At 41.0% G+C, this 19,757-nt stretch carries 16 protein-coding genes; 9 read left to right on the forward strand and 7 right to left on the reverse strand.

What is annotated here, in order from left to right; genetic code table 11:
* The first annotated feature begins 37 nt into the window (after positions 1–37).
* Both ubiE and porT read left to right on the forward strand, forming a co-directional pair.
* A complete protein-coding gene (gene ubiE / locus ACST14_RS04120; RefSeq protein ID WP_459461256.1) occupies positions 38–775 on the forward strand; it encodes a bifunctional demethylmenaquinone methyltransferase/2-methoxy-6-polyprenyl-1,4-benzoquinol methylase UbiE in 738 nt (245 codons plus the stop codon).
* Positions 772–1,458 carry a type IX secretion/gliding motility protein PorT/SprT gene (gene porT, locus ACST14_RS04125; protein ID WP_459460843.1) on the forward strand — a complete coding sequence of 229 codons (687 nt, stop codon included), beginning with the start codon at positions 772–774 and terminating at the stop codon, positions 1,456–1,458. Before ubiE ends, porT begins: the two co-directional genes overlap by 4 nt.
* On the opposite strand, the gene ACST14_RS04130 is transcribed toward porT, so the two are convergent.
* Both ACST14_RS04130 and ACST14_RS04135 read right to left on the reverse strand, forming a co-directional pair.
* The gene (locus tag ACST14_RS04130) at positions 1,459–2,367 is read right to left on the reverse strand and encodes a DUF4249 domain-containing protein (RefSeq protein WP_459460845.1); all 909 of its coding nucleotides are present in this window, start codon (positions 2,365–2,367) and stop codon (positions 1,459–1,461) included.
* Entirely contained in the window at positions 2,368–4,737 is a 2,370-nt protein-coding gene (locus ACST14_RS04135) for a TonB-dependent receptor (RefSeq protein WP_459460847.1), read from the reverse strand.
* A gap of 153 nt (positions 4,738–4,890) precedes the next feature.
* Between ACST14_RS04135 and ACST14_RS04140 the strand changes: the two genes are divergently transcribed.
* Positions 4,891–5,106, forward strand: a complete 216-nt coding sequence (locus tag ACST14_RS04140; protein WP_459460849.1) for a helix-turn-helix domain-containing protein — start codon at positions 4,891–4,893, stop codon at positions 5,104–5,106.
* 4 nt (positions 5,107–5,110) lie between these two features.
* Positions 5,111–7,012, forward strand: a complete 1,902-nt coding sequence (gene nagB, locus ACST14_RS04145; RefSeq protein WP_459460851.1) for a glucosamine-6-phosphate deaminase — start codon at positions 5,111–5,113, stop codon at positions 7,010–7,012.
* On the opposite strand, the gene ACST14_RS04150 is transcribed toward nagB, so the two are convergent.
* From ACST14_RS04150 to ACST14_RS04160, 3 genes are all read right to left on the reverse strand, one after another.
* Entirely contained in the window at positions 7,009–9,933 is a 2,925-nt protein-coding gene (locus ACST14_RS04150; RefSeq protein ID WP_459460853.1) for an FAD-binding and (Fe-S)-binding domain-containing protein, read from the reverse strand. The genes nagB and ACST14_RS04150 overlap by 4 nt on opposite strands.
* Positions 9,934–9,936: 3 nt before the next feature.
* On the reverse strand, positions 9,937–10,581 hold the full coding sequence (locus tag ACST14_RS04155) for a lysoplasmalogenase (RefSeq protein WP_459460855.1): 645 nt from the start codon (positions 10,579–10,581) through the stop codon (positions 9,937–9,939).
* An 83-nt stretch (positions 10,582–10,664) separates the two neighbouring features.
* Positions 10,665–13,115 (reverse strand): ribonucleoside-diphosphate reductase subunit alpha, encoded by a 2,451-nt coding sequence (locus ACST14_RS04160; RefSeq protein WP_459460857.1) that lies wholly within the window; start codon positions 13,113–13,115, stop codon positions 10,665–10,667.
* A gap of 536 nt (positions 13,116–13,651) precedes the next feature.
* Between ACST14_RS04160 and ACST14_RS04165 the strand changes: the two genes are divergently transcribed.
* The 5 genes from ACST14_RS04165 to ACST14_RS04185 all read left to right on the forward strand — a co-directional run bounded on the left by ACST14_RS04165 (position 13,652) and on the right by ACST14_RS04185 (position 18,037).
* Complete coding sequence (locus ACST14_RS04165) at positions 13,652–13,891, forward strand: type B 50S ribosomal protein L31 (RefSeq protein WP_459460859.1); 240 nt, start codon at positions 13,652–13,654, stop codon at positions 13,889–13,891.
* Positions 13,892–13,964: 73 nt separating this feature from the next.
* Positions 13,965–15,044: a hypothetical protein gene (locus tag ACST14_RS04170; RefSeq protein WP_459460861.1), complete on the forward strand. Its 1,080-nt coding sequence runs from the start codon at positions 13,965–13,967 to the stop codon at positions 15,042–15,044.
* A 26-nt stretch (positions 15,045–15,070) separates the two neighbouring features.
* Complete coding sequence (locus ACST14_RS04175; RefSeq protein ID WP_459460863.1) at positions 15,071–16,201, forward strand: DNA polymerase III subunit; 1,131 nt, start codon at positions 15,071–15,073, stop codon at positions 16,199–16,201.
* A 1-nt stretch (position 16,202) separates the two neighbouring features.
* Entirely contained in the window at positions 16,203–17,129 is a 927-nt protein-coding gene (hemC, locus tag ACST14_RS04180) for a hydroxymethylbilane synthase (RefSeq protein WP_459460865.1), read from the forward strand.
* Positions 17,126–18,037: an SDR family oxidoreductase gene (locus tag ACST14_RS04185; protein ID WP_459460867.1), complete on the forward strand. Its 912-nt coding sequence runs from the start codon at positions 17,126–17,128 to the stop codon at positions 18,035–18,037. Before hemC ends, ACST14_RS04185 begins: the two co-directional genes overlap by 4 nt.
* Here the strand turns inward: ACST14_RS04185 and obgE are convergent.
* Both obgE and ACST14_RS04195 read right to left on the reverse strand, forming a co-directional pair.
* A complete protein-coding gene (gene obgE, locus ACST14_RS04190; protein ID WP_459461258.1) occupies positions 18,029–19,126 on the reverse strand; it encodes a GTPase ObgE in 1,098 nt (365 codons plus the stop codon). The two genes, ACST14_RS04185 and obgE, sit on opposite strands and share 9 nt — an antisense overlap.
* An 8-nt stretch (positions 19,127–19,134) precedes the next feature.
* Positions 19,135–19,704 (reverse strand): adenylate kinase, encoded by a 570-nt coding sequence (locus tag ACST14_RS04195; RefSeq protein WP_459460869.1) that lies wholly within the window; start codon positions 19,702–19,704, stop codon positions 19,135–19,137.
* Between the last annotated feature and the right edge of the window lie 53 nt (positions 19,705–19,757).

The following is a 19,757-nucleotide window of genomic DNA, read 5'->3' on the forward strand; positions in this document are numbered from 1 at the left end:
TAATTGAACTAGTTAAGTTCGTATCCAATTCGCTAAAATTATGGTAGTACCTTATAAGAATCAGTCCAAAGGAAAAAAAGAGCAAGTCGCAGACATGTTCAATTCCATCTCACCTAAATATGATTTTCTAAATCACCTGTTAAGCGGGGGGATTGATATTATTTGGCGTAAAAAGGCGATCAAATTATTGCAAAATAAGGGGATCAAATCAGTATTAGATATCGCTACAGGCACAGGGGATTTCGCTATTGAAGCGCTAAAAATCAAACCTGAAAAAATTGTAGGCATTGATATCTCAGAGGGAATGTTAGCCTTTGGTGTAGAAAAGATCAAAAAACTAGGTTATGATAAAATCATCACACTTCAAAAAGGGGATTCTGAAAAAATACCCTTTTCGGATAATAGTTTTGATGCAATTACCGTTAGTTTTGGGGTTAGAAATTATGAAACTTTAGAAAAAGGATTGAAAGAGATGTACCGAGTTTTAAAACCGGGTGGACATTGCCTAATTTTAGAGTTTTCAAACCCGAAAAAATTCCCGATGAAGCAACTGTATGCTTTCTATTCGAAATTTTGTTTGCCGATTTTAGGAAAGTTAATTTCCAAAGATCCAGCCGCCTACACCTACCTTCCTGAATCTGTCCAAGCATTTCCTGATGGCCAGGATTTTCTGAAAATATATACCGAATGTGGATTTATTGATAACAAATGGATCCCTATGACAGGTGGAATTTGTTCTATCTATTTAGGACATAAAAAAGCTAAAAACGCATGAAAAAATCTACATTGATTGGATTTGCCATCGCCTTTCTTTTGGGCTTTAGTGCCTTAGGACAAGGAAAGAGTTACATTCAAGTACATGATGAGTTTTATGATGAAAAACCCATGCATTTTGGCTTTATGTTCGGATTAACATCTAGTAATTATTATGCAAATGGCTTTCCAAAGGTATTAGTGAACGATGTAACGGGAGAGCCTTTGACATTAATTTCGCCCAGAACATTTGGTTTCCAAATCGGTGGAATCGTTAATTATGCGCTAAGCAAACACGTAGAAGTAAAATCAGGTTTAAATATTGCCTTGTATGATCGCCAAATTCAATTTGCGAATGAAGATTTAATCTCTCGTGAGTCCACTTGGTTAGAGATTCCTATGCTTTTAAAATTCCGATCTGTAAGACGTCAAAATCACCGAATGTACCTCATCTCAGGTGTTAAATTAGGCTTGGAGGCCAATGTGAAGAAAAAGAACACGGCCATTACAGCCAATACCTCTGAATTATCTTTAGAATACGGAATTGGATTTGAGCGATTCTATCGATTCTTTAAATTTTCTCCGGAGATTCGAATTTCACATGGTTTAAATAATCTTTTTGTGCCACCAGGAACAGCAAATAGCTATTCAAAACTAAGCCAGATAAATTCGCATACTATCAGCTTGATTTTCAATTTCGAATAATTATTTCAATCCTTTTTTAGCCTTTTTAGGATCTACCGTCGTTTCAAAAACGCTTACTGCGGAAATGCCAAACCACCCTGCTCCTTGTAATTTAGATGCTGGATTCGCATTCTTAAAGTTAGTTGGAATATTCGCCGCTGGACGGGAGAACAAGCCCGCATTATTCAATTCAAGTCGAGCTTGAGAAAAGAAATTAAACTGATCTTCAGATATAGACCAAAGCTCCACCCGAATAGTGTCTTTTTCAAGATATAATTGGGGAGAAATGGAACGACGAATGGGCAAAATAAACATAAATCCGTCAGTCATCGAGCCTTTCTGAAATCCCGCATCATAAGCTAAAATTAAATTAGATGGGTCATTAAATAATTTTCCATTCCGGAAAGTCTTCACGCGATAACAATCGCCTAAGCCTCTTAAATCTCGAGCATAAAATTGTGCATCATAACCATTTTTCGGATTATCATCACTCGTTTGACGGCCAGTAGCCTCATCAAATTGATACAAAATTGAATCAATCGGAGGAACTCGATTCATCTTAGCCGTCGCAGTCAACGTTTCGCTTTGCCATTTCACTTGTAAGGTAAAGTTGGTTCCTGAATTTCCAAGTTTAGGCTTCTGGGCACTAGGTTCCCACTGGTATATACCGCTCAACGCCACTTTCTCTGTAAAAGTAAATTTATTACCTAGTGTATCTGAAACAATCACTTCAGCACCAGAAATCTTAGGCGCATTTGACTGATCAAAGTAATCTTGTGAACGTGACAAAATAATCTGTTGAGGTGTATTCTGATTAGTCAGATTAGCTTCTACCACCAAGTAATGATCGGAAACTGGACTAGGCAAATTCACAATCTCCTCGCAAGAGCTTAATGTAAAAATCAGTAAGAATAAGTAGATTGGCTTCATCTAAAATGAGAAATTATAGGTGACAGCTGGAACAAACGAACCGATGATGGACAATTGAACAGCCTCCGTTTGTACTGAATTATCTTCATTAGGTCGTGTATAAATGGAAAAAGGATTTTTCCGATTATAGGCATTATAGACAGAGAATACCCATTCTGAACTTCCTTTACCAAACAGCGCTTTTTTATTTTTCTTCGTGGCTGAAATATCTAATCGATGGTAATCTGGTACGCGAATGTTACCCCTAGTTCCTGGATTTGTTTGCGGATAGGCTATTCCATCAAATACATATTTCTGAGCTGGTACGGTATAAGGAACACCCGTTATATAGGCAAAATTTGCCCCAAAAGACCATTTGTCAGAAAGTGTATATTGACCAACAAGATTTAAGGTATGTGTACGATCGTAGCGATTTGCATACCATTCATTATTATTTAAGCCCTCTATTTTACGTTCAGTTCTCGCTAGGGTATAACTAACCCAACCAGTCAGCTTGCCTACATTTTTCTTTAAGAAAAACTCAATACCATAGGCTCTGCCATTTCCAAAAAGCAAATCCTTTTCAAAATAAGGGTTTAAAAATAGATTAGCCCGATCAGCGTAATCAATCTGATTTTGCATATCCTTATAATACACCTCGATCGATGATTCGTAATTATTCCCATCCGGGCCTAAATTCTTAAAAAGACCCATAGCTACCTGATCGACAATTTGTGGCTTTATATTATTAGTAGAGGATGTCCACACATCTAAAGGAGTGGATGCGGCCGTGTTAGACATCAAGTGAATGTACTGTGCTAGGCGATTATAACTTAATTTCAAAGAAGAGGATTCATTGCCTGTAATATTTAAGGCAAAACGAGGCTCCCAATTACCATAAGACGCTACCGTCGTACTCGGATCTGTTTGATTTATTTTCAACACATATCCGGATGGATTTTCCGTCGTTATTGCAACCGGAATTCGATCATAATACTCTCCATTTAAACTCTTATAATCGTAGTGGGAATACCGAACTCCATATTGAATCGTAATTCTGGAGTTTATTTTCAAATCGTGTCCTACATACATAGACGCTTCGACACCTCGCTTATTTGCTTGCCCAAATTCTCTTTTCTCCCCATTCGATGTCGCATTCGCTTTTCCGGGCGTGAAGTCATACGAAAGTAATTGTCCTCCAAAACTAATGGTATTATCTGGCCGAATGTAATAGGTAAAATCAGGCTTTATACTTAGATTTTCGATATTGGAGTTCCATTTAAAGGCATCTGAAGGACGCTTATTTTCAATATCAGAATCAAGCATATAATCATAATTACTATAGAAGGCCGTCGCATTCAAGAATAACTTATTAGAGAATACATGATTCCATCGGGTGGTTAAGGTAGTATTTCCCCAATCAAACCCAAATCCAGTTCCAAATACATCCCGACCAAAATAACCCGACATGAAAACAGTGTTTTTATCGTTGATTTTGTAGTTGACTTTGGCCGTCAAATCATAAAAACTAAATTTAGAATTCGCATTATTTCCTGTCAGAAACGGTTTAGCCAAAACATCAATATAGGAACGACGTGCGGCGACAATAAATGAAGCCTTATCCTTTACTATTGGAGCCTCAATCGACAGTCGAGAAAAAATAACCCCTATACCCCCATTCACTTCTAATTTTTTCGCATTCCCTTCTTTCATTTTAACATCCAAAATAGAAGAGGTGCGACCACCATACATAGCTGGAATACCCCCCTTAAATAATTTCACATCCTTTACCGCATCCGGATTAAAGACAGAGAAAAATCCGAACAGGTGAGATGAATTATATACCGGCGCATCATCAAGCAATACTAAATTTTGATCCACCCCACCTCCACGAACATTAAATCCAGACGCGCCTTCACCTACCGTGGAAACTCCGGGTAATAATTGAATAGCGCGAACTAAATCCACCTCACCAAGAAGTGCTGGAATTTTTCGAATGGTTTTTATATCCACTTTATTAACAGACATCTCAATACCTTTCACATTCTCATCATTTGCACGAGCTTTCACGATGACTTCAGCTAATTCCTGAGATGCCGGAACTAATTCAATAGATAGCGATGCAGATTGTTCCTTGATTTGAACTATTCGCTCTTGTTTCGAAAAACCAGAGGAGGAGAAAACGAGCGTATATTGACCTAAAGGAAGAGTTAGACTGTAAAATCCATACGTGTTAGTCACATTCCCCGTTTTTAACTCCTTCACGTAAACGGAGGAACCTATCAGCCCTTCACCATTAGTAGCATCTTTCACATAGCCACTTAAAGACGATTTCTGAGCCCATATAAGGCTGGGGAATAACAATAAAATAAAAAGAAGGCGATTGTGCATTGTTGTAAAAACACAAAGATAAGGGAATTGTTTTTTCCGTGTGTTAAAAATTGATAAACGGTTATTGGTAAAATATTTACTTAAATGGTAATATAATTCCGATTTGTAATTTATATTATATTATTCTGTACATTTGACAAAAAAGGAGCAATAATGGATTTAAAAGTTTTCGGGCAAATTGTAAGAGAAAAAAGAAATGCCATCGGATTAAAACAAGATGAATTGAGCCAGCGAAGCGGTGTGGCCATTAAGACCATTCATAGTATTGAATTAGGCAAAGGGAATCCGGCTATGAAGACCATTATTCGCCTCTTTGACACCCTATCTCTCGAACTATTAATTGTTGCTTCTAAAAACGCAAAAAAATAAGCTCATGGAACAAGAAATTAGCTTTGAACGCATTCCGACCCATATTTATTTGGATTCTGATTTAGCTTCCCAATCCGTCGCGAAAGAAATAGCGGATCTTATTCGCAAAAATAATCAAATTAGCAAGCCGACTATTTTAGGCCTAGCTACTGGATCTTCTCCTAAAAAAGTGTACCAGGAATTAATCCGAATTCACCGGGAGGAAGGCTTAAGTTTTAAAGAGGTGATCACCTTTAATCTGGATGAATACCACCCGATGGAACCCGATTCCATCCAAAGTTATGTCCGTTTTATGAAGGAACAACTCTTTGATCATATTGATATACCGGTAAGTAATTACCATTTACCAGATGGGACATTAACGCTTGAGAAAATTCCGGAATTTTGTAGAGACTACGAAGCGAAGATTGAGCGACTAGGCGGCTTCGATTATTACCTATTAGGTATTGGGCGTAACGGACACATCGGTTTTAATGAACCCGGTTCGACGATTAATTCGAAAACGCGTTTAATGACCCTAGATATTGCGACTAAAATCGATGCCTCTGCTGATTTTGGTGGACTTCAAAAGGTGCCTAAAAAAGCGATAACGCTAGGCATCGATAGTATTATGAAGTCTAAAAAAATCGTTTTAATCGCCTGGGGTGAACATAAAGCAGACAGTGTTGCGCTGGCAGTGGAGGGATCTGTTAATTCCGACATTCCCGCATCCTATTTGCAATTACATCCCAATGCCTCTTTCATTCTAGATGAAACCGCTGCTTCCATGTTAACACGCATTAAAACCCCTTGGGTAGTCGATTCAGTTATTTGGGACCGAAGTATGATAAAAAAGGCAGTTACGCACCTTTCGTTAAGCTTGCAGAAACCCGTTTTGAAGCTGACATCGAAAGATTATAATGAAAATGGTTTATCCGATCTTCTTTCCTTATATGGCCAAGCTTATGAGATTAATATCGAAGTTTTCAATTATTTACAGCATACCATCACAGGTTGGCCAGGTGGAAAACCCAATGCCGATGACACTCATCGTCCTGAACGTGCCTTCCCTTCCAGGAAAAAGGTATTAATCTTTAGCCCTCACCCAGATGATGACATCATCTCTATGGGGGGAACATTCCAGCGTTTACATGATCAAGGACATGATGTACACGTAGCCTACCAAACGACAGGCAATATTGCCGTGGCAGACGATGAAGCCCTTCGATTTGCCGAATTTGTCGTCGATTTCAATGAAAAATTTGAAAGTCCGAACCCAAAAGCAAATAGAATCTACAAGGAAGCCATTAAGTTTTTAAAAAATAAGCCAGATTCAGAAATCGATATTTCTTCCGTAAGAGAAATCAAAGGCCTCATCCGGAAAGGAGAAGCGAAAAATACATGTCGCTTTGTGGGGATCAAAAAAGAAAATGCACATTTTCTTGAATTGCCTTTCTATGAAACCGGAACCATCCGCAAGAAACCAATTGGGGAAAAAGATATTCAAATCGTGATGGATTTAATCGAAGAGATTCAGCCACACCAAATCTATGCTGCAGGAGACCTTGCTGATCCGCATGGCACACATAAAGTATGCCTAGATGCCATTTTAGAAGCTGTGACTCGTCTAAAACACCGAGAATACATGAAGAATTGCTGGGTTTGGCTTTATAAAGGAGCCTGGGCAGAATGGGATATCGATCAAATCGAAATGGCTGTCCCTATGTCCCCAGATCAAGTTTTCAAAAAGAGAATGGGTATCTTCAAACACCAATCCCAAAAAGATGGCGTGGTGTTTCAGGGTGACGATTCGAGGGAGTTTTGGCAACGTGCAGAAGAAAGAAACCGCGCAACGGCTTCTATATACAACGCGCTAGGCTTGGCAGAATACGAGGCTATGGAAGCATTTGTCCGCTGGAAATTCTAATCTTTTAAAGCAGCGTACAAGATCTCCGCGGCATGCTTCGCATGCCGCTTCGTGCCGTCATGAATTTGATGACGGCAACTAGTTCCCGACGCAACAATTTCGACCTCCTCCGGCTGGGAGCGCACGGTAGGGAACAAAACTAATTCACCGATTTGCATCGATAAATCGTAGTGCTCTTTCTCATAACCAAATGATCCGGCCATACCACAACAACCGGATGGAATTAACTGTACTTCAAAGTTTTCTGGCAAGGATAGCGCCTTCTTCGCTGCCACCAGCGAAGAAATCGCTTTTTGCTGGCAGTGACCATGTAATTTCATTAACTTTTTCTCTGAACTAAACGCTGCTGAAGTGATACGCTTCGCATCCGCCTCGCGCGCAATAAACTCCTCTAATAAAAGCGTATGCTTCGCTAATTCATGCGCCTTTTCCACCCATTCATCCGACACTAAATCCGGATATTCGTCGCGGAAGGTTAAAATGGCAGACGGTTCTATACCTACCAATGGCGTATTTTCTGAAATCAAAGACGACCACAAACGCACATTTTGCATGGCAAGAACACGTGCCTCATCTAGCATCCCTTTAGACAAATAAGCTCTACCGGAAATCGGATGAGGAATGGTTTTCACTTCATAACCTAAACCCTCTAGCAATAAAACCGTTGTACGGCCAATTTCGGCATCGTTAAAGTTCGTAAACTCATCCACGAACAAGTAAACTGACTTCTCTTGCACAGGGCTCCTGTGCGACTTTAACCAGGACCACAAAGTCTGCTTCGCCATCAAAGGCATCGTACGATCCGGGTGGAATCCCACTACTACATTCGAGATACGGCGAATTGCCGGCGTTCCCATTACTACATTATATAAGAAGGGCACATAAGAAGCTAGATTCGAAATTTTTGCGAAGTTTCCTACTAACCAAGAACGCAAAGGAAGCCCCTTTTCTTTTTGGTATTGATACAAGAACTCCATCTTTAATTTCGCCACATCCACATTCGATGGACACTCTGACTTACAGCCTTTGCACGCCAGACAAAGATCCATTACTTCCTTTATCTCCTCATGAGCAAAACGATTAGGCTGCTCCGAATGAGTTAAAAACTCGCGTAAAATATTCGCACGAGCTCTCGTCGTTTCTTTTTCGTTGCGCGTGGCCATAAAGGATGGACACATTGTCCCACCAGAAATAGGGGTCTTGCGGCAATCACCCGAACCATTGCATTGCTCTGCATGCTGTAATATATCTTGACCCTGATACCGAAATGCCGTTTTGAATTCCGGTGTCTGCTGTCCCGCCTCATAGCGCAAGAACGTATCCATGGGTGGTGTATCCACGATCTTGTTTGGGTTAAATATCCCTTTAGGATCCCACCAAGACTTTAAATCCCGCATTAATTGGTAATTCTCCTCTCCCACCATCCAAGGGATAAATTCCCCTCTCAATCGTCCATCACCGTGCTCGCCCGAAAGAGAACCCTTGTATTTTTTCACCAATCGAGCAATCTCTTCCGCGATGTGGCGGAATTGTTGATGGCCTTCTTTAGTCTTTAAATTAATGATAGGACGCAGGTGCAATTCACCTGAACCCGCATGGGCATAGTGAACGCAATACAAATTATTCGCTTGTAAAATCTCATTGAATTCAGCGATAAAGGCGGGCAAATCATTGACATCTACCGCTGTATCTTCGATTACAGCTACCGCTTTTTCATCGCCAGGAAGGTTAGATAATAATCCCAAACCCGCTTTACGCAAGTCCCAAACCTTCTTTACATCCCCTCCCGTCACAAACGGAAAATGGTAGCCTAAACCTGCTGCTCGCATCGCCCCTTCACATGCCTTCGCCTGCAAAGCTAAATCCTCCGCTGAATCCGAACGTAATTCCACTACTAAAATCGCACCCGGATCACCTTCTACAAAGAAGCGATTCAAGCTTTGTGCCGGATTCGCTTTCGTGCACTCTAAAATATAATGATCCATCAGCTCTGATGCGGATGGATTAAATTGCAAGGCAATTAAATTCGCTCTAAGCGCCTCATCGATCGTATTAAAATGGCCGCAAACTAGACCTAAATGAGCAGGAGGCAATAGATCCACATGTAATTTAATCCGGGTTGCGAAGCAAAGCGTTCCTTCCGATCCAGAAAGTAAAGAACAAAAATTAAATGGGGTATCTATTGACTCAAAAGCCTTCGTGTGCAATAACATATCTACCGCATAACCTGTGTTTCGGCGACGAATACTTGGTTTCGGAAATTCCTCTGTAATATTTTTCTGATTAGTCGGGTCCGACAAGGCCGCTAGCGTATTCTCATAGATACCATGCAATCGAGTCCCCTTTTTAAGCGATTTTATTGTCTCAAATGGGTCCTCTGCCTTAAAATGAACCGGGGAACCATCAGATAAAAAACCATCTACTTCTAAAACATGATCTCTGGTAGAACCATAGATAATCGAATTAGATCCACAAGCATTATTGCCCATCATGCCACCAATCATCGCTCGGTTAGCAGTCGATGTTTCTGGACCAAAAAACAAACCCTGCTTCTTCAACTCCACATTCAACACATCACGAACCACACCAGGCTCCACCCAAACATAGGATTCCTCCTTATTAATTTCTAGAATTCGATTGAAAAACTTAGACACATCCACGACAAGCGCCTTCCCGACCACTTGACCGGCTAGCGAAGTACCTGCTGTGCGCGGAATCAACGGAATAGAATGTTGATCTACAAACAAAATAATTTTCTCCAGATCCTCTTTCGTCTCCGGAATCGCAACTCCTAAAGGCATCTCTCGGTAGGCAGACGCATCTGTTGCATACAAGGTCTTCATCACGGTATCCGTGTGAAGTGACCCCTGCAAAGTCAGGCCTAAAGTAGAAAGAAGCGAATCGGATGTTTGCGTCGACATGGTTTATTTCTTAAGTTCTAATTTACACAAAGCACTCATTAGTAGCAACTGAGCAAGTATATAAGTTGCCATCACCACAGAAGAAATCCCCGGAAAGGAATAATAAAACTTTCCATAAGCCAAAACACTATCTGAAACCACAAAGAAAAATGCTCCCCAAACAATCATTTGGTTTTTCAATCGTATCGCAAAATACAACATGGCCCCTAGCGCAAAAGCATATAATGTAACCGGAATCTTCATCGCATCTGCTAGATGCGGATTCAAAAAGGCTAGAAAACTGAAAACATAAATCAGGATTCCGACTAGTGGTTGGCGCGCATGAGCCGGCATCCAAGCCTTATCTTCAGTTTGTCGCGCAAAAAGACGAATATAACTCAGCTGCATGACCAAAAATGAACCTAAACCCAGCTGAAAATACAGGGGATTATCGCCTGGGATCATCAAAAAAACATCCCCTAGCAAAGCAAAAATGGCCGTAAAAAATAAGGACGGCTTAGGATTTTCGACAGCAACATGACCCATCAATAAAATCATCAAAAGCGGCTTAGTAACTAATCTAGCTTCTGGAAAAGTGGGCATCAAAAACGGCAACACTAATTCGACGAGGGCATCGAACAAGAAGAGTTTTAAGAATATATACCTCATATTTATCAATTTTAGAACGCAAAAAAAAATCACTCAACGCAAAAGGTTAAGTGATTCTTTCTTTAGCTAAGATTAGGTTGGGATCAAGATCCGCAAGCTTCACAATCCTCTGGATTATCCAAAGAACAGGTCATATCTGATTTATTTTGATCGTCACTCACATCAAAACTTGCCGATGCTGCTTTCGCTGCTGCATCAGAGTACTGCAATTCAGTTTCGTTCACTAAATTCGTTTGCTCGATAGCTGGCTCTGCTTGTTTCTCCACTGTGAATTTAATCGCATCTGTTGCCGCTTTCGTACGTAGGTAATACATACCTGTTTTCAAGCCTAGCTTCCAAGCATGGAAGTGCATCGATGTTAACTTACCAAAGTTCACATCTTGGATGTGGATATTTAAACTTTGAGATTGGCAAATATACGCTCCACGATCAGCTGCCATTTCTAAGATGGTCTTTTGCTTAATCTCCCAAACCGTTTTGTATAAATCCTTCAAGTTTTGAGGAATTTCCGGAATGCTTTGAACTGAACCATTTGCGATGATCAATTTATTCTTCATGGAATCATTCCACAAGTTTAATTTGATCAAGTCTTTTAATAAGTGCTTGTTAACGATCGCGAACTCTCCAGATAATACACGACGAGCGTAGATATTAGAAGTATATGGCTCGAAACACTCGTTATTACCTAAGATTTGGCTGGTAGAAGCCGTAGGCATAGGAGCAACTAATAAAGAGTTACGCACACCATTTTCTACCACTTTCGTACGTAAATCTTCCCAATCCCAGTTTCCTGAAGATGGAGTTACATTCCACATATCGAATTGGAATATTCCTTTCGAGATAGGTGAACCTTCCCAAGTAGAGTAGGGACCTTCTACTTTCGCTAATTCCATCGATGTTTCCATCGATGCAAAATAGATCGTTTCGAAGATGTCTTTGTTCAATTGCTGCGCTTCCTCTGACTCAAATGGCATACGCAATAAAATGAACACATCGGCTAAACCTTGAACCCCTAATCCAATCGGACGGTGGCGCATGTTTGAATTCTCTGCTTCTTTAACTGGGTAATAGTTTACATCGATGATCTTATTCAAGTTGCGCGTAGCAATCTTAGTCACATCGTATAATTTCTTATGATCGAAACGTAAAACACCGTTCTCGTCTGCGTTCACATATTTAGGTAAGGCTAATGACGCTAAATTACAAACGGCCACTTCGTCTTTTGCTGTATACTCAATGATCTCGGTGCATAAGTTCGAAGACTTGATGGTACCTAGGTTCTTTTGATTAGACTTATTATTCGCATGGTCTTTAAACAACATATAAGGTGTTCCAGTCTCCGTTTGCGATTCAAGCACTTTAAACCATAAGTCTTGTGCTTTAACAACCGTACGCGCTTTACCTGCTAATTCGTATTTTTCATACAAAGCTTCGAACTCTGCACCGTGTGTATCAGATAAACCTGGGCACTCATGAGGGCAGAATAATGACCACTCTTCGTTGCTCTCTACACGCTTCATGAATAAATCTGGAATCCAAAGAGCGTAAAACAAGTCACGAGCACGCATTTCTTCTTTTCCGTGGTTCTTCTTCAATTCTAAGAATTCGAACACATCGGCATGCCAAGGCTCTAAGTAGATAGCAAAGCTTCCTTTACGTTTTCCACCACCTTGATCTACGTAACGTGCCGTATCATTGAATACGCGTAACATGGGGATAATACCATTCGAAGTACCATTTGTTCCCTTGATATATGAACCTGTAGCGCGGATGTTATGGATGCTTAATCCGATACCTCCAGCAGACTGTGAAATCTTCGCCGTTTGCTTCAAAGTATCATAGATTCCTTCAATCGAATCATCCTGCACTGTAAGCAAGAAACAAGACGATAATTGAGGCTTAGGAGTACCTGCATTAAATAGGGTCGGAGTCGCGTGAGTAAACCAACGCTCAGACAATAAATTATAGGTCTCAATGGCTGCTGCAATATCCGTATGGTGAATACCTACCGCCACACGCATCAGCATGTGTTGAGGACGTTCAGCGATTTGGCCATCTAACTTTAGTAGATACGATTTTTCTAGTGTCTTAAATCCAAAATAATCATAACCAAAGTCGCGGTCATAAATGATCGCTTCATCTAATTCAACTGCGTTATTTTTAATGATGTCATACACTTCTTTCGAAAGAAGAGCTGCATTTTGTCCTGTCTTAGGATCAATGTACGTAAACAAACGTTTCATCGTCGCAGAGAACGACTTCAAGGTGTTCTTGTGCAAGTTAGAAACGGCGATGCGAGCTGCTAGGACAGCATAATCAGGATGTTTTGTCGTCAAAGAGGCAGCTGTTTCAGCCGCTAAATTATCTAATTCAGTCGTTTTAACGCCATCAAATAAACCAGTGATCACTTTTCTGGCAACCTCTAAGGGTTGTACAAAAAATGGATCCAAGCTATAACTCAGCTTTTCTATCCTGGCGGTGATTTTGTCAAACTTAACTGATTCGCGACGACCGTCTCTTTTTACTACGTACATGTGTATCTATCTATTATAATTTAAAAACCTTTAATCTATATAAATGCAAAAACCGACCAACGAAAAAGAAGAACATAATTTCCCTGCGTTAAGAGAATTTTTATCTTAGCTTTTTGACCCTTTTTGAGTTAACAAATTGAGTGTGTGGCGGTTTTGTTTTTGTGCTTTCCTAAACCAAAAACTGAATCATCTTTGGCTGATTGTGCTATTGGTAAAATTAGAAAAAAAGTGCGCTCTGTGCAAACTATTTATTGGCCAAAAAAAAAGAAATAAACGAGCGTATTTGAAATACCACATGCAAACCCCCGCCACTCAATTAATTAGCCGTATTGCTTCTTAGAAAAGTACTATAAAAATATTTTGATAAATTTTAAAGCCGCTAGTCCGCATAGAATTCTCCAAAATTTTGTTAGTAAAAAATAGTTGGATATTAGAATACATTTTGTAATTTTGCATCCCCTATTGAAGGGTCCAAATATCCCGTTTGGAAAATAAATTTAATCAGGACGGCAGGGAATCGTCTGTTATAACATATTATGAAAAAAGATATCCACCCAGAATACAAGGAAATTGTATTTCACGATCTATCAGCTGATTACAAGTTTTTAACTCGTTCATGTGCTCCTACTACAGAAACAACTGAATTCGAAGGAGCCACTTACCCGGTATACAAACTAGAGGTTTCATCTCAATCTCACCCATTCTATACAGGTAAGAACGTATTGTTAGATACAACAGGACGTGTGGACAAATTCAACAAGCGTTACGCGAAGTAATTTTTCTGACGCCTATAGTAAAAAGCCTTCTTCCATTTTTGGGGGAAGGCTTTTTTTATCCTAGATTTGTCCTATGCAGCTCAAGGTATATTTATTCGAGGATTTGGCCCTAAAAGCCTCCCTAAAACCACTCACCCAGCACCGGAAAGTGGCTGAATTGTGGGTAGGAATAAGTACACTAGAAAGCAAATGGCCTCAACGAGTTTCTAGCGCTGATGAGGCGGATATTCAAGTGAACAGCGGCGTCATTCCGCTAACTTCGACTTTCGCCCTGTTAGATCAAATTCCGGAGGATACTACCTACGTAAATCAGGGTCAGATTTTAGCCAAAAGAGGACAAGGCTCCCAAACTCAAGAAATCAAACTTCCTTACCTACAACACCCCGAAGATTTACTATCCTTCCAGGCTGAGTTTTTACGAGAAGAAATCAAGGGCAATAAGCCGACGGCCGGAAATAACACCTTTATCTGCGCGGAAGACATCTATATTCATTCCTCTGCTCAGGTGCAAGGCTGTATTTTGGATGCCAGCAAAGGTCCCATCTATATAGGCGAAGGGGTTATATTAGCTATAGGAACCCTCATTCAAGGCCCAGCGGCGTTCCTACAAGGCTCTTCAACGAACTTAGGAGCTAAAATTCGCCCCTATACGACGATAGGTCCAGGTTGCAAGGTGGGTGGCGAAATTAACCATTCTATATTCTTTCCTTTCAGCAATAAAGCACATGAGGGTTATATAGGTAATTCAATTGTGGGTTCGTTTTCAAATTTAGGCGCTTTGACGAACGGATCGAATTTGAGAAACGATATTCAACCGGTTTCCCTCTATGATTTTGTTTCGCAAGCACCCCGGAACACGGGGTTAAAGTCTGTAGGCCAAATCATTGGCGATTTTGTCACCACCGGTGTGGGGACGAATCTGAATACGGGGACGGTAATTGGGAGTCATTGCAACGTTTCGAGCATTGGTTTTCCGCCTCGCTACATCCCCTCTTTTAGTTTTGGGGAATACCCCGACATGCGATCATTTGACTTTGAGAAAGCCTTTAGCTCTGCCTGCAGTTGGATTGAATTGAAAAACCAAAAAATCCCCGAAAATCTGCGCCAAAGCATGGAAGAAATTTGGAAAGAGGGCACATCTTTCCGAAATTAGCTCTTTCTCTATCAAAAGCCATTTGCATGCGATTTCAAGACATTCCAGGTCTGAATAAAATCAAGAACACCTTGTCAATGGCGGTGAAAAATCAACACATCGCACATGCTCAATTATTCGTAGGACCTCCCGGGGGAGCTCAGCTCGCGATGGCGCATGCTTTTATTACCTATTTATTTTGCACGAATAGAACAGAAACTGATTCCTGTGGCGTTTGTCCCGGTTGCCAGAAATTGCAGCGTGGCGTTCATCCAGATTTAGTCTACGTTTATCCTACGGTGATCACTAAGAAAATTAAGGATGCTGAGTCTGATGCTTTCTTACCTGATTGGAGAAAATTTATCCAAGAATCCTATTTCAGAACCTTGCCTGAGTGGCTCGGATACATGGGCGCAGAAGGAAATCGTCAGGGAAATATTCCGGTAGAGGAAACGCGAAAATTAGTCCAAAAAATAAGTCTAAAACCATTTGAAGCACCCTTCAAGGTCGTCCTTTTATGGAATCCAGAAACCTTAAATGCGTCAGCTGGAAATGCCCTATTAAAGACTTTGGAAGAACCACCTAGCTCGACCTTATTTATCTTAGTTTGTGCGGAACCGGATAAACTTTTAACAACCATCATCTCGAGAACCCAGCGCATTAGTGTGGGGGCTGTTGATGTGGAGGATTTGGCTGAATACTTGGTCAAAAAAACTGATATTGATGTCGAAAAAGCACACCAAATTGCCGTGAATTGCGAGGGAAATATTTCCGACGCTTTGGAAAATTCCTCCTCCGATAACCTTAGCACCACGACCTGGTTTGCCGAATGGATGCGTGCTATTTATGCCCGTAATTTGTCAAAATTAGTCCAATTAGCTGATCAATTCGACGGATTAGCAAAAGAGAATCAAAAAAATATCTTAAGCTATAGCCTACATATTTTCAGGCAATGCCTATACCAGATTTCGGATGCCGGGGCTTTGATCAAATCTTTAGAAAAAGAAAAAGCCTTCGTGGATAATTTCTCGAAGACGTTAAGTACCGAAAAGATCGCGACAATGACCGAAAAAATCTCCGAAGTGCACTACCATTTAGAGCGAAATGCACGCGCTAAAATGGTACATTTAGACCTATCACTCTACTTATTACGCGTTTTTCACGCGAAAAATTCCTAATATGAAAACGGTTCGCATCGGTACTCGAAATTCGGCTTTGGCTTTGTGGCAAGCTCACTATGTGGGAGCTATGCTCGCAAAAGAAGGCTTAGCTTATGAGATCGTTGCGATCTCCACGAAAGGGGATCAAATACTCGATCGCTCCTTATCTAAAATTGGATCTAAAGGAGTGTTCACCGAAGAATTAGAAACGATGCTACGCTCGGGAGAAATCGACATCGCGCAACATTCCGCGAAAGATCTTCCCTCCCATTTGCCTGAAGAACTCGAATTAATCGCGTTTACAGAACGAGAATCGGCGGAAGACGTCGTTTTAAGTTTAGATCCTTCGAAGACCTTAGCTTCTAGCGAATCTTTGCGGATAGGTACCTCTTCTACGCGAAGACGTGCTTTTCTAAGCCATTTTTATCCTCAGCATACGGCTGTGGAAATGCGAGGCAACTTGCAGACTCGTTTGGAAAAATTAAAAAATGGCGATTGCGATGCCATGTTACTGGCCTATGCCGGAGTTCACCGAATGGAGATGGAATCTTATATCACCCAGCACCTGGATATTAATCAATTTGTACCAGCGGTGGGTCAAGGCTCGGTGGCAATTCAATGCACTGTATCTTTAAATGAGGATGTGAAATCTCTAGTGCGCAAAGCTTGCAATCACCCTGAGACAGAGGCGAGACTACTTACGGAACGCCATTTATTAGCGCATTTAGAAGGAGGTTGTAGCGTGCCAGTATATGGCCATGCGGTACTTAAAGGTGATAAAATAGCTTTGCATGCCGGTGTTCTCAGCCTGGATGGTGTAGAAAATATCTACCATTCTGCGCAGGGATCAGATCCAGCTATCTTAGGAAAAGAGGTAGCTATGGAACTCATTCACTTAGGTGCGCATCAATTATTACGAAAAATCAGACAGCAATTAGGTTCATGAAAAAACGCATATTAATCACGGGTTCAAACGGCTTATTAGGTCAAAAATTAGTCGACCTTTTAAGCAAACAATCGAGTGTCGAGCTAATCGCGACCGCCCGTGGGAATAATCGTTTGCCTGAAACGGAAGGATATACCTATGCGTCTTTAGATATCACCGTTCAGGAAGAAGTCCTAGCCATATTCGATCAATTCAAGCCTCATGTTGTGATTCATACAGCTGCTATGACGAATGTGGATACCTGTGAAACGGATCGCGAAGGATGTGATGTACTAAATGTTAACTCTGTGGCTTATTTAATCGAAGCCTGCGAAAAACACGGAACTTATTTATGTCATTTATCGACCGACTTCATCTTCGATGGCGCGGATGGCCCTTATACAGAGGAAGGAATAGCGAATCCGATTTCATATTATGGCGAAAGTAAATTAAAGGCGGAACAATTGCTGCTCGCCTCTAACATCCGCTGGAGCATTGCGCGCACTGTTTTAGTATATGGAATTGTTCCCGATATGAGCCGATCTAACATCGTGCTTTGGGTGAAAAAATCCTTAGAGGATGGCAAAACGATACAAGTAGTGACGGACCAATTCCGCACGCCTACTTTAGCCGAAGATTTAGCGATGGGCTGCTGGTTATTAGCAAAAGACGAAGTAGAAGACATTTTTAACATCTCCGGATCCGATTTCTTAACTCCTTACGAAATGGCGGTGATGACCGCAGATTATTACGGTTTAGATAAATCGCTATTACAAAAAGCGGATTCATCCACCTTCACACAAACAGCAAAGAGACCCGCTAGAACTGGTTTCATTCTAGATAAAGCAAAAAAAGTCCTAGGTTATTCACCTAGAACTTTTCAAGAGGGTATCGCCATCATGGCGCAGCAAGTAGCAGATTTAAGCTAATGCTTCTGGATCTTCCATCATGGTATCTTCCATCGGATTAACCACCGGAAGATCTAGCAAAACAGGAGTTTGTTTTAGCTTATCGAAGTCTTTATTGTCATCTAATAAGGTATTCCAAAGCAAATCTTTCAATTCCTGAATTCCTTCTTGAGTAATGGATGAAATCAATAAAACAGGGATGTCCTGTGGTAAACTTTCCCGCATTTCCGCTTCCATTTCTGGAATCGACAAGTCCATTTTAGACACGACGATAACGCGGCGCTTACCTAATAATTCCGGGTTATATTTTTCTAATTCTCCGGTCAAAATACGGTATTCCTCCCCCCAATTTTCTGCTTCCGAAGGAATCAAAAAACAAAGAATCGAATTCCGTTCAATATGACGTAAAAATCTCAATCCCAAACCTTTACCTTCAGATGCTCCTTCGATAATACCAGGAATGTCGGCTACTACAAAGGACTTATCATCCCGGTATTCGACCACCCCTAATTGAGGCACTAAGGTAGTAAATGGATAATCAGCAATTTCAGGTGTAGCCGCAGAAAGTACCGATAAAAGAGTCGACTTTCCTGCATTCGGGAAACCCACTAAACCTACATCAGCTAATATTTTCAATTCCATCACTACCCAGACATCTTGACCCTCTTCACCCGGCTGCGCATGGCGAGGGGATTGATTCGTCGAAGACTTGAAATTATGATTTCCTAAACCACCACGACCGCCGGGTAGCAATAAAATCTTTTGGCCTTCTTCTGTTACTTCTGCCAGAAAATCTTCCGTCTCCGCATCTTTCACAATCGTACCTAAAGGCACTTGAATGTAAACATCTTCCCCTTCTGCACCAGAACGACGTCCACCCTCACCACCATTTCCACTATCAGCGATAACGTGCTTCCGGTATTTCAAGTGAATTAAGGTCCAAAGCTGTGTAGAACCCACTAAATAGACGTGACCACCTCGACCTCCATCGCCACCATCTGGACCACCTTTAGGCACGTGTTTTTCCCTCCGAAAGTGGGATGAACCGCTTCCTCCTCGGCCGGAACGCAGATTGATTTTAACGTAGTCAATGAAATTCGTTGTCATTATTGCTTCATTTATTCTTCGATAATCGAGAGAATTTGAGAGAAAATTTCCTCAATTTCACCGATACCATTAATTCCTGAGAATTTATGTTGTGCGGCATAATAACCCGCCACTGGCGCTGTTTTTTCGCCGTATTCTTGTACGCGTTTGCGTATTAATTCTTCGTTTTGATCATCAGGACGGCCTGAAGTTTTACCACGCTCTAATAATCGCTGGGTTAATTCTTCTTCGCTCACCTCTAATGCAATCATGTGATTGATCGCTAATTGATGTCCTGATAATAAGTCGTCCAAAGCCTGCGCCTGTGCTTCTGTTCTGGGAAATCCATCAAAAATAAAGCCCGCTGCCTCCTTATTCTCGTTCAATTTATTTTCAATCATACCAATCACAACTGCATCAGGAACTAAAATTCCTTGATCCATTAATTTCTTTGCCTCTAAGCCTAAAGTAGTACCTGCAGAAATTTCTGCCCGTAATAAATCGCCTGTCGACAAGTGAATTAATCCATATTTCGCAATTAACTTTGCGGACTGAGTACCTTTGCCTGCCCCTGGAGGCCCAAATAAAACTAGATTAAGCATAAAATTGTGGGTTGCTTTTTGAAAAATCCATTCGAACCACAAAGGTAATCAAA

The organism is Aquirufa sp. A-Brett2-15D (assembly GCF_054558735.1).

Coding starts and splice junctions, on each gene's coding strand:
- hemC (WP_459460865.1), top strand. CDS start 16,203: ATGAAAACGGTTCGCATCGGTACTCGAAATTCGGCTTTGGCTTTGTGG.
- ACST14_RS04175 (WP_459460863.1), top strand. CDS start 15,071: ATGCGATTTCAAGACATTCCAGGTCTGAATAAAATCAAGAACACCTTG.
- ACST14_RS04160 (WP_459460857.1), bottom strand. CDS start 13,115: ATGTACGTAGTAAAAAGAGACGGTCGTCGCGAATCAGTTAAGTTTGAC.
- ACST14_RS04195 (WP_459460869.1), bottom strand. CDS start 19,704: ATGCTTAATCTAGTTTTATTTGGGCCTCCAGGGGCAGGCAAAGGTACT.
- ACST14_RS04135 (WP_459460847.1), bottom strand. CDS start 4,737: ATGCACAATCGCCTTCTTTTTATTTTATTGTTATTCCCCAGCCTTATA.
- ACST14_RS04130 (WP_459460845.1), bottom strand. CDS start 2,367: ATGAAGCCAATCTACTTATTCTTACTGATTTTTACATTAAGCTCTTGC.
- ACST14_RS04140 (WP_459460849.1), top strand. CDS start 4,891: ATGGATTTAAAAGTTTTCGGGCAAATTGTAAGAGAAAAAAGAAATGCC.
- ACST14_RS04150 (WP_459460853.1), bottom strand. CDS start 9,933: ATGTCGACGCAAACATCCGATTCGCTTCTTTCTACTTTAGGCCTGACT.
- ACST14_RS04185 (WP_459460867.1), top strand. CDS start 17,126: ATGAAAAAACGCATATTAATCACGGGTTCAAACGGCTTATTAGGTCAA.
- ACST14_RS04155 (WP_459460855.1), bottom strand. CDS start 10,581: ATGAGGTATATATTCTTAAAACTCTTCTTGTTCGATGCCCTCGTCGAA.
- ACST14_RS04170 (WP_459460861.1), top strand. CDS start 13,965: ATGCAGCTCAAGGTATATTTATTCGAGGATTTGGCCCTAAAAGCCTCC.
- porT (WP_459460843.1), top strand. CDS start 772: ATGAAAAAATCTACATTGATTGGATTTGCCATCGCCTTTCTTTTGGGC.
- ACST14_RS04165 (WP_459460859.1), top strand. CDS start 13,652: ATGAAAAAAGATATCCACCCAGAATACAAGGAAATTGTATTTCACGAT.
- nagB (WP_459460851.1), top strand. CDS start 5,111: ATGGAACAAGAAATTAGCTTTGAACGCATTCCGACCCATATTTATTTG.